Origin of the sequence: Microcystis aeruginosa NIES-2549, from assembly GCF_000981785.2 — a bacterium.
GTDB lineage: Bacteria > Cyanobacteriota > Cyanobacteriia > Cyanobacteriales > Microcystaceae > Microcystis > Microcystis aeruginosa_C.
In genome coordinates this window covers 684,102-697,199 of sequence record NZ_CP011304.1, presented here as the reverse complement: position 1 = coordinate 697,199, position 13,098 = coordinate 684,102, and the positions used below count along the sequence as shown (strand labels likewise).

Sequence of the window (13,098 nt, the reverse complement as noted above, 5' to 3'; positions counted from 1 at the left end):
AAGAAAATTATACAACTTTATCGATCGCTATCCAGTTGGGTTAATTTTTCTCGGCGATCAATTCTTGACTAACTTCTATTCTAGCATAAAAGCTTCAAAAATATGAATTTTTAACTTTTAATTAGACAAAAGACAATATCTATCTTGAATCTCCCCTAATTTAGTCTCAGCTTCTTGAGCATTAATAGCTAATTGAGCAAACTCTAGAAAGCGTTTTAATTCCCTGCGTAATAAATTCCTTTCTACTTCCCAGGTTTCTCGATCTAAGGTCGGTGGCATAACGATCATATCAAATAAAGTGGCCTGTTTTTTATCGGGATGGGGGCGCAATATTCGCCCGCGACGCTGAATAAATTGTCGAGGATTACCACTACTAGCCAAAATGACTGCGTTTTGAATTGATGGCAGATCTACTCCTTCATCTAAACATCTAATTGCCACTAATCCTTGCAGATAACCCTCCTCAAATTGTTGGCGAATTTTTTCGCGTTCTTCTAGGGAAGTTTCTGCGGTGTAGGTAGCAACTCTATAACCTAATTGATTGCCCAATAAATGAGTAACTGCCTCTACCTGACGACGATAATTAGCCGTATAATTTTCTACATAACCATCCCCACAATAAAATAAAGTATGATCCGTATCTAAACGCTCTTGCATCAGTTGTTGTAAAGCCTGTAATTTATTACTCGCTGAACCAACTAATCGTGACCTTTGCATTAACAGTGCTGTTAAATTATCATTACCATTTAAATTACTATTTTTCTGCAAAGTCCAGCCGATTTTTTGGGTTAATTTTGCGTATAATAAAGCCTCATTATCGGTTAATTCAACCAAGACTGGATAATAAAAATAATTGACTAAAGCTCCTTTACTAATAGCATCACCTAGGGTAAATTCTGGTTGTAGAATTTGTCCAAAATATTCAAGAATAGCGTCAGTTCCTTCCTCATCAAAATATCTTTCAGGAGTGGCGGATAAAGCCAATCTTAGACCTAAAGAACGGGGTAATAATTCCTCTAATCGGGGGGAACCTAAATTATGTGCTTCATCACCAACGATTAAAGTTTTATCGGGAAAAAATTTTATTTGTGATTGAAAACCCTCGCTAATAAAAGTTGAGTTAGTAGTTAAAATAGTGACAAATTTTTGATTACCCGCTTGCACATTATATAATTCTGTGGCTAGTTGACTTTGCCATGTATGGACACTTTCGTAGGCTAAAATCGGTTTAAGATTAAATTTTTCCGCTTCTCTTTGCCATTGATTGACTAGGTGACGATAGGGGCAAATTACTAATAATACTTGCAGTTCTATCGCTTGGTAAAGTTCCATGGCAATAGCTAAAGCAGTAATAGTTTTACCGCTGCCAGTGGCCATTTTTAAAGTTCCCCTTCCCCGATTACGAAACCAACTGATAATCGCTGTATTTTGGTAGTCTCTCAATTCTAAATCGGGGGGAATTCTAGGAATACCAGAGGGATTGACTCGATAGAATCCTCGCAATTCAGCCACTTGCTTGAGCTTGCGAGAACTCAGAAAATCTCTAGTTATTTTTTCCCAATCTATCCAGCAACTATTCATAGGACCTCTTGTAAAAATCAAAAATTGTTGTTAGGGTTAGGAGTCAGGAGTCAGGAGATTGTTTTTATTTATAGCGTTTCCTGTTCGCAAGAGGTTTATACTAAATCCTGTTTAAAAGGTATAGGATGGTGGGAAGTGGGAAGTGGGAGAAACAATCCATAGCTTGGCAGTTCATCACACTATTAAAAATAGTTTTTGTATAAGCTCAAAAGTAGCAAAAAGCCAAAAATCTAAAAGCTAAAGGTTGCTCCCTATATAATTGGGATGGACTAAAAAGACCATCCCACAGCTATCAAACCACTCTTAACTGTTATCCTAGAAACCTAGGCAAGGATTAGGATAATTTACATGGTCGCTACTTCTTCTTTTTGGAGAGTATTTTGCTGAAGTTTTTCTTGATCTTTGCGACGTTTTTTAGCATAAAGTTGGATTGTCACTGCCATTAATACCACTAAAGCTACAATTAACCAAGTGGTCAAATCGAGGGGTAATTGATTCTTAAATACTGCCAAAAGGACAATAACTACCAATAACAGGGTTGGTGCTTCATTTAAGGCCCGAAATTGCTGTCCCGTCCAATTACATTCCCCTTTTTCTAGCTTTTTCATGATGCGACCACAGTAGAAATGATAGAGCAGTAAAAGAGCCACAAAGGATAATTTAATATGTAACCATCCCGATTTTAAAATTTCTGGTTCTGTGGAGATTAAACCGATCGCCATGGCCACGGTGACAATCATCCCCGGTGTGGTGATGATATTGTAGAGTCGCTTCTCCATGATCTCGTATTGTGCTTTCAGAATAGCTTGTGCGGGTTCGGTTTGTGTTGCTGCCTCCGCATGATAGACAAACAAACGTACTAAATAAAATAGTCCCGCAAACCAAACAACTACCCCAATCAGGTGAAATGCTTTAAACCAATAGTAAGCCATAGTCTATATTGTGATGTGAGTCCCGAATTAATTAGTCTAAGAGTTATTCATACTTTCCCAGACCATCCCTATACAAAAGTTTAGACGGAAAATAGGGATTGGGGAGCAGGGAGAAGGGAGAGGGGTGTAGGGTGTGGGGTGTAGGGTGTGGGGTGTGGGGAGCTTTTTCAGTAAACAATAAACTAAAAACTCACATCTGATAACTGATAACTGATAACTGATAACTGTCTCCTAACCCAATGGTAGATGTTGAATTTTTGCAAGAGTCCTATTTTCCGACAAAGATAAGCAAAAATTATTGATTAACTCCACAAACTTGAGAATATTTAAATTAACATTCCGCAATATTTACAAATTCTTAAAAATTAATTGAGAAAGATTTTTATTTAACAACGATGTTATGCTGGTTACAGCGATTTTACTGAATTTCATAATGGGTTTTTCTGTGCTTTTTTGGGCAGCAACGGTTGAAACCCTTGCCACACCTAGAAGGTGATCCTAATTAAGATAGCTAAATGAGTCAATTTCACCCACAACGATTATCTTTTTTTTGTGTAGTTTTATTGCAAAAAAAAAGTTTTTTTGACAAAAAGCACAAATTATGCTGCGGTCTAGCGGATTTCTAGCTGCGAGTAATTATGGGAGAGAAGGGAGCAAGGAGAGAAAGTTCGAGCATTTGTACTAAAAATTCTCATAGGCAGTTTAAATTCAGTACAGCAAACCCTAATTATCTAAGAGCAAAGGTCGCAGAAAACCGCCATAATTCTCGTCATCCGTACCGATAAAGACTTCTACTTCACCTCTAGGAGATTCTCTGGTAGTCAGCGCTTCCACTTTAGCACCGTCGATTTCTGCAATTTTTTGGGGATTAGGGGCAAGAATTAGGCTATTATCGGCTGTAACTTGACCAATACGGTAAACAGCACTTCTAAACACTCCCGCATTATCTGGATCGTAAGCAGAAGCTATGTAGATATTACCTTGCTTATCTACGGCTAAATCGGAGATGGGGCGAATATTTTTACCGCTACCAAAAGGACTCCGAAAAGTTACCGACTGAAATTCCCCGAATTTTAAGGGATTGAACGAGATATCCGTCCAGCGAATCCTTGTACTCTCTTGACTATCGGCCCGTTCTGCGTAGATAAATAGATAACGATCGCCTTGCCGACTAACAGCGATCGCCTCTACATTTTCCACCGCGATCGGCCAATTTATTTGCTCAACTATCTTGACTTGTTGCTGGTTGTATGCTGCTAAAAACAGTCTTTGAAAAGGTTTTTTCTCGCCACTTTCAGCCAACAAAAATAAATTAGTTTCTGGAATATGAGTAATACTTTCGAGATCGTTACTCAATCCCTCTGGATTTGGCCAATCTACCCTTAAAACCTGCCAGAATAGCGGTTTTTCCTCTGTAGGTAGCTGTAAAAGACTCAGCCTTGCTTGAGATGGATCACTGTTTTTGCCCTTATTTTTGGCATCGTGAACCCCTAGAAAAACATCTCCTTCCACCCAAGCTAAACCACTGAGATCTGGGAGATAAGTCTCCAGTCGTCTCGATTGTTGAGCAAAAGAGACTTGCACGGCCGAAAAAAAGAAAACTAGGGCTAAAATACCCGAAAAAACAGTTTTTAATCGGCTATTCTTGCCAAAAAATGGTCTATTCTCTAACACCTATTCCCTAACCCCCAATATCACTGATTAACTCCTCCACCACCCGATTTAAACCGACGGAATGGGAAGCCTTGCATAAAATGCGATCGCCTGACTCGATCACTTCCTTTAAACGATTAATTAAATCTGCGTGAGTTTGAAAACATTCGCAAGCGACCCCAGTAGCGGACTCAGCAATAAGTTTAGCTTCGGGGTCGTCCACCAAGACAAACAAGCGATCTATGCCTAGTTTTTGCACCCTCTCACCCACTTGACGATGTAATTGCTCCGAAAAAGACCCTAACTCCTTCATCGTGCCTAAAACAGCAATATGACGCTGACCGGGGGTAGCTTTCAGTAAATCCAAGGCCGCTAACATTGATTCTAGACCCGCGTTATAGGTTTCATCGAGGAGTAGGATATCCGGCTCTAATTGGTAACGTTTAGCCCGACCACTGGGTAAATTAACCTTAATTCCCTGTTGCAAAGAAGTCCAATCGATGCCTAAAATTTTCGCTACAGCCAAGGCTGCCATAAAATTTAAAGCATGATGACGACCAGATAAAGGTAAGTTAAAATCTAGTCCATTGACTCGTAAAGTAGTTAAATCCAGTAATTCCCCGACTATATCGCCGCCAGAGAAGCCATAGGTAATTGTTTCCCCCTGCCATACCCGTTTAGCTGTTTCAGTAAGTAAAGGGTGATCGTAGTTAAGAACAGCTATACTACCAGAAGGAGACTCGGCCAATAACTCGCATTTCGCTTCTGCGATCGCCGTTTCCGACCCTAAACGACCGATGTGAGCAGTTCCCACATTAGTAATCACTGCGATCGTCGGTTGGGCGATTTGAGCGAGCAGGGCAATTTCTCCTCGTCCCCGCATTCCCATCTCGATTACGGCACTATCGTGAGTTTCATCCAGTTCGAGGAGAGTTTTCGGCACTCCGATCTCATTGTTATAATTAGCCAGGGTTTTGTGTACCTTTCCCCGGGTTGCTAATAGGGAGGCGATTAATTCTTTAGTGGTGGTTTTCCCCACCGATCCCGTAATAGCAATCACGGGTATAGTAAATTGATTCCGCCACCAATGGCCTAATTGCTGATAGGTTTCTAGGGTATTCTGGACTAGGAATACAGGAATATTACTAGAGGAATTTACCGAAACTGGCTGATCGACAATCAATGTCGCCGCTCCTTTTTCGATAGCCATATCGATAAAATCATGACCATTAAAATTATCACCTTTTAAGGCTAAAAATGCTTGTCCAGGCTCAATACTACGGCTATCAGTATTAATGCCAGATACTAAAATATCGGGACTAAAACTTATGTCAGCTTTATCTTGAAAGGATAATAATTGAGCTAGTTGATTGAGGGATAAATGACAGGGCATAGACAATAAAAATACTTAGAGTAAATTCCGAATAATCTAGAGGATAGATTGATGTTTAACGGGGACTTAGAGCAGATAAAATCGATGTTTCTTGGCTCTCTCAATCGCACCGGGTGCAATGTAAGGACGCAACGTGGTCAGTGAGTTTATCGAACTGCTTGCGCCCATAATCTAATATTGTGAATATTTTTCAGCCAATGTCCGAGAGAGCCAACTCGATGGCGTAGAATGACCCAAAATAGGAACAGCCTAAGAAGGGCGCATCTACTATCTAATCACAATTGACTCCTTTACAGCAGTTAGGGACTTGCGCTTTGATAATGTACCTTTTGGGCGAACGCAGTTCGCCCCTACATTGTGGACAAAATCCGTTACTGTAGGGGCGCAATGCTTGCGCCCTCCGATCGCTCAGGTTTGCTGATCACCCTAAGTAGGGGGAGAGCCTTCGAGGTGTTAGGGACTTGCGCTTTGATAATGTGCCATCTGGCTGGTCTGGTTCTTCTACAGAGCGATTTTCTGGCTGGGATATTATTCCTACGCAAATCCCTTATCTGATCACCTCCGTAGGACTAGGGCCAGGGTTATTGCTCAACAGGTGGGGAGCGAGGATTAAAAAGTTAAGTAATCTCAACTTCTAGCCAATGACACCCCGGAGCTAGGGGATAATTAAACCATCGTCATTTAGGCTGCGTTTATCCGTGAAAATTATCGTTATCGGCAGTGGTGGTCGAGAACACGCCCTGGCTTGGAAACTGCTGCAATCACCCGAAGTTGAACAAGTGTTCTGCATTCCGGGTAATGGGGGAACGGCAATTTTACCTCAATGTGAAAATATCCCGATAACAATGGAGGATTTTGCCGAAATTAGTCGCTTTGCCCAGGAAAATAGCGTCGATTTGGTGGTTGTCGGTCCAGAATATCCCCTCTCCCTCGGCATTACCGATTATCTTCTGTCCCAAGAAATAACGGTTTTTGGCCCCACACAAACCGGGGCCCTAATTGAATCGAGCAAATCCTGGGCCAAAGAATTAATGAGCGAAGCCGGAGTGATCACCGCCGCCTCGGAAACCTTTACCGATGCAGAATTAGCAAAAACTTATATCCAAGAGCAAGGAGCGCCCATCGTGGTGAAAGCCGACGGATTAGCCGCAGGAAAAGGGGTAATTGTCGCCGAAACCGTAGATATGGCCCTAGAAGCGATCGATGATCTTTTTACCAGTGGCTTTACTAAAGTCGTGGTGGAAGAATTCCTAGAAGGGGAAGAAGTGTCTATCCTCACCCTCACCGATGGGATCAGCTTTCGTTCCCTGCTACCCGCCCAAGATCACAAACGCATCGGTGAAGGCGATACCGGCAAAAATACCGGCGGTATGGGAGTTTATGCCCCCGCACCCATCGCCACCGCCGCCATGATCGAAGCGGTGGACAGAGACATCCTCGCCCCCATCGTCGCCACCCTGCAAAAACGCGGCATTGACTATCGGGGAGTCCTCTACGCGGGTTTAATGATTTCCCCCGCCGGAGAGCCAAAAGTTCTCGAATTTAACTGTCGTTTTGGCGATCCCGAAACCCAAGCGGTTTTACCCCTACTGGAAACTCCCCTGGCACCCCTACTGCTGGCTTGCGCTCAACAAAAATTAACTGATTTCCCCTCTTTACAATGGCGGTCCGGTAGTGCTGTTTGTGTGGTGGCTGCCTCTGCCGGTTATCCCGACCACTACGAAAAAGGCCAGTTAATCACGGGAATTAAGGCCGCTGAAACCGAGGGAGCGATCGTTTTCCACGCTGGCACGGTTTTAAAACACGGCGATATCTTCACCGATGGCGGCCGCGTTTTGGGTGTCACTGCTATGGGGTCTAATTTTAATCAGGCGATCGAACTTGCCTATCAATCGGTGAACAGGATACACTTTGAGGGCATCTATTATCGTCGTGATATCGGCCACCGGGTAAGGGAAAAATAAGGGTCAGTATTGAGGCAGGGGGAAGGGGGAATAGTTAGGGGTTTTGAGGATTAATTTATTAGCCAATTTCCCCTTTTTTCCGCCTCTCTGACCGAATGCTCACCTCTTTCTAGGGTAATCCCTGACAAAGGCGAATCTGATTTGTCAAAAAACCAGTAACTATTGATAAAATCATGAAACTGAATCGCCCAACCAAATTACCATCCCTATGCGAATTCTGCTCTATTCTTATAATTATTATCCTGAACCGATCGGCATTGCTCCCCTAATGACAGAATTGGCGGAGGGATTGGTTAAAAGAGGTCATCAAGTTAGGGTTTTGACGGCTTTTCCTTGGTATCCTAATAGTGAAATCGATCCCGAATACCGAGGAAAAATCTATCTAGAAGAAGAACGAAATGGTGTTAAAATTCAACGTTCCTACGTTTGGATCCGCCCCCAAAGAAGTCTAAAAAATCGTATTTTATTTGAGTTGAGCTTTGTTTTTTTGAGTTTCTTTCAGGCTCTTAAAGGTGAAAAACCCGATCTAATTTTCTTAACTGTCCCCGGATTACCCGTTTGCGTTCCCGCCGCTTTATTGAGTAAATTATATGGGGTGCCGATTATTCTAAATTTACAGGATATTCTGCCCGATGCGGCAGTTCATGTGGGATTATTAACTAACCAGAAAATGATTAAGGTTTTTAGTAGTCTTGAAAAATTTGCCTACAAAACTGCCAGCAAAATCTCAGTTATTGCCGATGGTTTTACCAAAAATCTCCTAACTAAAAATGTGCCGAGTGAGAAAATTATTGAGATTCCCAATTGGGTGGATGTCAGCTTTATTAAACCTCTGCCGAAAAACCATAATTATTTCCGCCAAGAAAATCATCTTGAGGGCAAGTTTATTGTTTTATATTCTGGGAATATTGCCCTAACCCAACCCTTAGAAACCCTGATCGATGCTGCGGTTCAATTAGTTAATATTCCTGAGATTAAAGTGGTAATTGTTGGCAAAAAAGAGGCCCTTGAGCGCCTAGAAAAGTATCGCCAACAACAGGGGGCCAGTAATGTGCTTTTATTACCCTTTCAACCCCGGGAAAAATTACCAGAAATGTTAGCCGCTGCTGATGTGGGTATGGTGATGCAAAAACATAACGTTATTTCCTTTAATATGCCGTCCAAAATTCAGGTATTATTAGCTAGTGGCCGTGCTATTATTGCTTCTGTTCCCGCCGATGGAACCGCCGCTAGGGCGATCGAGCGCAGTGGTGGTGGTTTGGTGGTTAATCCCGAAGATCCAGAGGCATTAGCTACAGCTATTTTAAAGCTATACAAAAACCCAGATTTAGCAACTATACTAGGAGAAAAGGGACGACAATACGCGGAGGAAAATTATGCCTTTGAAAAGACTTTAGATCAATACGAAAAGCTTTTTTCTCAAGTAGTTAGTTAACAACTAGGGTATAGGGATTAGGGATAGGGAAAATTTTCCCCGACACCTATTACCCAACCCCCATCACCCCATCAACTCACCCCTAACTCCCACTTAACTATTTTCATGTTCGATAATTTCTCAAAAAAACTCCCCTGGCAAAGTCTCAAACAAGCGATCACTTTTGTCTTAACAATTATTGCTTTAACTCCAGTGGTTACAGCTTTGATTTCTAGCGTTAATCAACCCCAAATCCAATCGAATATTCAACTGTATCAAACCAATCTCAACCTACAAGCTACGACTCTCAGCAGCGATGCTGACCCTAATAGCGAAGAATTTGCTAATCTTAAATTAATTCAAACTTCCCTGATCGGTCAAGACCCATACAGCACCGCCGAGGAACAGTATTTATCAGCCCAGAAAAGTGCCAAAAAAACAATCACCGAACTAAAAAAATCAGCAGTTAATCCCGAACAAAAAAAATCCCTTGAGCGCGACATCAACTCCCTCAAGGATTTAGAGCTAAAATTAAGTCTCATTCAAGCTAGTCAAGGTGACTTGGATGCGGCAAGGCAAATCTGGCAAGACATCAAGGAAAAATCAGAATTTGAGAACTATAAACCTGCTGTTTTACAAAATGCGCTGCTGTTAGAGGGATTGTACAGTGAACCCCCCGAAATTGCTGCCGATGCTGAAGCGAGAATCGAGCGCAATTTTAAAGGATGGTTTCGTTATACCATTCTGGAAAAATTATATAGTCTCGAAAATCGTCAAGAGGATTTACTCGCTTTAGAGGAAGAACAGAGTGAAGTGGTGGCTAATGCCTTAATTAAACTAATTTTATTGGCTTTCTTGCCTCTTATCGGCGGTTTAATCGGTGTTGTGCTGTTGGTCTTTTTATTAGTGCAGTGGCTGCTCCGCCAACAGCGAGCGCTGCTCTTTTTAGATGATAGTCTCGCTTGGCAAACTAAGTGGGGAGGAGAAACCCTCTGGTGGGGAATAATTATCGGTTTCTTTTTCGTCGGACAAATTGTTTTACCGGTAATTTTCGGGATTTTATCGAGTTTCTTGAGTCTCAATCCCGAAAAATTCAGTCTAGAAGCTAAAGCAATATACGTTGTAGTTAGTTATTTAGCCTTAACAGTGAGCAGTTTATCGGTTTTATACCTAGCTATTAAGCCTTTTCGCCCTTTACCTCCCGATTGGTTTCGTTTTAACCTCTTTAGTCCTTGGTTTCTCTGGGGATTAGCTGGCTATTTTGTCGCTTTACCCCTGGTTATTATCGTTTCTTTGCTCAATCAACTAATTTGGCAAGGACAGGGGGGTAGTAACCCGCTGCTGACTTTAGCCCTAGAATCCCAGAATACCTTCGCTTTGCTCTGTTTTGCCTTTACTGCTTCCCTTGCCGCTCCTTTTTTCGAGGAAATTGTCTTTCGCGGCTTTTTACTAGCTTCTTTGACTCGTTATCTACCCGTCTGGGGTGCGATTGCGCTTAGTAGTTTGATTTTCGCCCTTGCTCACCAAAATTTGTCAGAAGTGCTGCCTTTAACCGTCCTAGGTTGTGTTCTTGGCTTTGTTTACACCCGCTCGAAAAATTTATTATCCTCGATGTTGGTTCATAGTCTCTGGAATGGTGGCACCCTGTTAAGTTTATTTTTATTGGGCAGCGGTGCGGGTTAGGTGAGGTCAAAAGTCTCTTAGTCTAGAGATAACTAATCTCCCCCTTTCAACCCTTGCACTTAATTAGATAACCACATCGTTGCTCACCTTGGTTGATCCAGTGAGTCCGTTCGATCGTACAATCGGGAAGCAGCATGGCAAACATTTCTAATTCATGGCCACAGATACTGGGATAGGAACCAGCCACCTCAGCAATAGCGCAATGATGCTCGGCTAGGACATAACTATTTTCTGCTTCCAGTGCCACTAATTCTGCCATATAACCCTCCTCTTGGCGAATTTCCAGCAATTTTCTCATTCTTTCCCCTAAAGACCCCTTGCCGAGGCGCAATTGATATTCTGCCGCTTTGCGTTGCCACTGTTTTTTGAGAATTTCCCCCACCTGTTGCTCTCCCACCGTCTCCACGAGAGTATTGAGGAAAGAAACGGCGAAATTATCGTAATTATGGGGAAAACGGCCACGACCTTGACGACTGAGGCGATAAATGTGCTGGGGCCGTCCTATCTTATTTTGTACGGCAAAATATTCTATCAGTCCTTCCTCCTCCAAATCCTTAAGATGGCGGCGCGTCGCTTGCGGACTAATACTTAACTCCTCAGCCAAGTCTTGGGCAGTAGATTGACCGTTTTTGAGCAAATATTGCAGAATATCGTCTTTCGTCGAGGCGGGTTGAGTCGTGGTCATGATACCAAAAACAGAGGCTTTAGCGTACAATTGCTGAGGGTCAAGGAGCGGCCAATTACCCTTCCAGAGTAACCTGAATAACAGAGGTTTACCAGCATCCTCTCAAATTTTCCGTGACTTTGACAACAGCTTTGTTGTTAATCTATTATATAATCAATTTAAACAACTTTATTGTTGTTTAACTGCCTCCCCTGCCTACCGCGTAGAGAGAACACTAACCCCCATGAGTGCAACCACCGTTAAAAACCTCGTTAACCAACCCTACAAGTACGGTTTCATCACCGATATCGAATCGGAAACCATCCCCCGCGGTTTGAATGAGGAGATTATTCGCCTAATTTCGGCGAAAAAGAAGGAACCGGAATTCATGCTCGATTTTCGTCTCCGGGCCTACCATCAATGGCAAAAGATGACCGAACCCAGTTGGCCGCACGTTTCCTATCCTGCCATTGATTATCAAAATATTATCTACTATTCTGCACCCAAACAGAAAAAAGCAAAACTCAACAGTCTTGAAGAAGTTGACCCCACTTTAATCGAAACCTTTGAAAAATTAGGCATTCCCCTTTCGGAACAAAAACGCCTTTCTAACGTGGCCGTCGATGCTATCTTTGACAGCGTTTCTATCGCCACAACTTTTAAAGAAAAACTAGCAGAACAGGGGGTTATTTTCTGTTCTATTTCGGAAGCTTTACAGGAACATCCTGAATTAGTACAAAAATATCTCGGTACTGTAGTCCCCGTGGGTGATAATTATTTTGCCGCTCTTAATTCGGCCGTTTTTAGCGATGGTTCCTTTGTTTTTATCCCCAAAGGTGTCGCCTGTCCGATGGAATTGTCCACCTATTTTCGGATTAATAACGGTGAGACGGGACAATTTGAAAGAACTTTAATTGTCGCTGAAGAAGGGGCATCGGTAAGTTATTTAGAGGGTTGCACCGCTCCGATGTACGATAGTAATCAACTTCATGCCGCCGTTGTGGAATTAGTCGCCCTCGATAATGCGGATATTAAATATTCGACGGTACAAAATTGGTATGCTGGCGATGCCAATGGGAAGGGAGGTATTTACAATTTCGTCACTAAACGGGGTCTGTGTAAAGGAGTTAATTCTAAGATTTCTTGGACGCAGGTGGAAACCGGTTCAGCAATTACTTGGAAGTATCCCAGTTGTGTCTTAGTCGGCGATAATTCCGTTGGGGAATTCTACTCAATTGCCCTAACTAATAATAAACAACAGGCCGATACAGGTACGAAAATGATTCACATCGGCCGCAACACCAAGAGTACGATTATTTCTAAGGGAATTTCGGCGGGTAACTCCCAAAATAGCTATCGCGGGTTAGTGAAAATGGGACCGAAAGCCAAGGGAGCAAGAAATTACTCCCAGTGTGATTCTATGCTGATTGGAGATAATGCCGAAGCTAACACTTTTCCCTATATTCAGGTGGATAACAACAGTGCTAAAGTAGAACACGAAGCTTCTACCTCTAAAATCGGTGAAGACCAATTATTCTACTTCGCACAACGGGGTATTTCCGAGGAAGATGCTGTCTCTATGTTAGTCAGTGGTTTCTGTAAGGATGTCCTCAGTAAATTACCGATGGAATTCGCCGCCGAAGCCGATAAACTCCTCAGTCTCAAGCTAGAAGGAACCGTCGGATAATCAGTAAAGTAGGGTGGGTTAGGCGATAGCCGTAACCCACCAAAAGCTAAGTAATGTAGGGCGGGTTAAGTAAAGTAGTAAAGTAGGGTGGGTTAGGCGATAGCCGTAACCCACCAAAAGCTAAGAC

The 13,098-nt window shown here is 42.5% G+C and carries 9 protein-coding genes; 4 read left to right on the top strand and 5 right to left on the bottom strand.

The annotated features are described in order from the left end of the window. Positions 1 to 117: 117 nt before the first annotated feature. The 4 genes from myaer_RS03355 to myaer_RS03335 form a co-directional block, all read right to left on the bottom strand. Positions 118 to 1,581 (bottom strand): DNA phosphorothioation system restriction enzyme, encoded by a 1,464-nt coding sequence (locus tag myaer_RS03355; RefSeq protein WP_046660951.1) that lies wholly within the window; start codon positions 1,579 to 1,581, stop codon positions 118 to 120. 344 nt (positions 1,582 to 1,925) lie between these two features. Continuing rightward, entirely contained in the window at positions 1,926 to 2,513 is a 588-nt protein-coding gene (gene hemJ, locus myaer_RS03345) for a protoporphyrinogen oxidase HemJ (RefSeq protein ID WP_046660950.1), read from the bottom strand. Between the two features lie 723 nt (positions 2,514 to 3,236). Beyond that, positions 3,237 to 4,187, bottom strand: coding sequence for a hypothetical protein (locus myaer_RS03340; protein WP_046660949.1), 951 nt, complete (start codon positions 4,185 to 4,187; stop codon positions 3,237 to 3,239). A gap of 7 nt (positions 4,188 to 4,194) precedes the next feature. Continuing rightward, on the bottom strand, positions 4,195 to 5,559 hold the full coding sequence (locus tag myaer_RS03335; protein ID WP_046660948.1) for a UDP-N-acetylmuramoyl-tripeptide--D-alanyl-D-alanine ligase: 1,365 nt from the start codon (positions 5,557 to 5,559) through the stop codon (positions 4,195 to 4,197). 698 nt (positions 5,560 to 6,257) lie between these two features. Between myaer_RS03335 and purD the strand changes: the two genes are divergently transcribed. The 3 genes from purD (at position 6,258) to myaer_RS03315 (ending at position 10,620) form a co-directional block, all read left to right on the top strand. Next, positions 6,258 to 7,523, top strand: coding sequence for a phosphoribosylamine--glycine ligase (gene purD, locus myaer_RS03325; protein ID WP_046660947.1), 1,266 nt, complete (start codon positions 6,258 to 6,260; stop codon positions 7,521 to 7,523). Positions 7,524 to 7,731: 208 nt separating this feature from the next. After that, positions 7,732 to 8,958: a glycosyltransferase family 4 protein gene (locus myaer_RS03320; protein ID WP_046660946.1), complete on the top strand. Its 1,227-nt coding sequence runs from the start codon at positions 7,732 to 7,734 to the stop codon at positions 8,956 to 8,958. 105 nt (positions 8,959 to 9,063) lie between these two features. Continuing rightward, complete coding sequence (locus myaer_RS03315; RefSeq protein WP_046660945.1) at positions 9,064 to 10,620, top strand: type II CAAX endopeptidase family protein; 1,557 nt, start codon at positions 9,064 to 9,066, stop codon at positions 10,618 to 10,620. Between the two features lie 46 nt (positions 10,621 to 10,666). On the opposite strand, the gene sufR is transcribed toward myaer_RS03315, so the two are convergent. Then, entirely contained in the window at positions 10,667 to 11,305 is a 639-nt protein-coding gene (sufR, locus tag myaer_RS03310; RefSeq protein ID WP_012265479.1) for an iron-sulfur cluster biosynthesis transcriptional regulator SufR, read from the bottom strand. Positions 11,306 to 11,528: 223 nt separating this feature from the next. On the opposite strand from sufR, the gene sufB reads away from it, so the two are divergent. Next, positions 11,529 to 12,971: a Fe-S cluster assembly protein SufB gene (gene sufB, locus myaer_RS03305; RefSeq protein ID WP_046660944.1), complete on the top strand. Its 1,443-nt coding sequence runs from the start codon at positions 11,529 to 11,531 to the stop codon at positions 12,969 to 12,971. Positions 12,972 to 13,098: the final 127 nt, after the last annotated feature.

Coding starts and splice junctions, on each gene's coding strand:
- myaer_RS03335 (WP_046660948.1), bottom strand. CDS start 5,559: ATGCCCTGTCATTTATCCCTCAATCAACTAGCTCAATTATTATCCTTT.
- sufR (WP_012265479.1), bottom strand. CDS start 11,305: ATGACCACGACTCAACCCGCCTCGACGAAAGACGATATTCTGCAATAT.
- myaer_RS03320 (WP_046660946.1), top strand. CDS start 7,732: ATGCGAATTCTGCTCTATTCTTATAATTATTATCCTGAACCGATCGGC.
- myaer_RS03355 (WP_046660951.1), bottom strand. CDS start 1,581: ATGAATAGTTGCTGGATAGATTGGGAAAAAATAACTAGAGATTTTCTG.
- hemJ (WP_046660950.1), bottom strand. CDS start 2,513: ATGGCTTACTATTGGTTTAAAGCATTTCACCTGATTGGGGTAGTTGTT.
- myaer_RS03315 (WP_046660945.1), top strand. CDS start 9,064: ATGTTCGATAATTTCTCAAAAAAACTCCCCTGGCAAAGTCTCAAACAA.
- sufB (WP_046660944.1), top strand. CDS start 11,529: ATGAGTGCAACCACCGTTAAAAACCTCGTTAACCAACCCTACAAGTAC.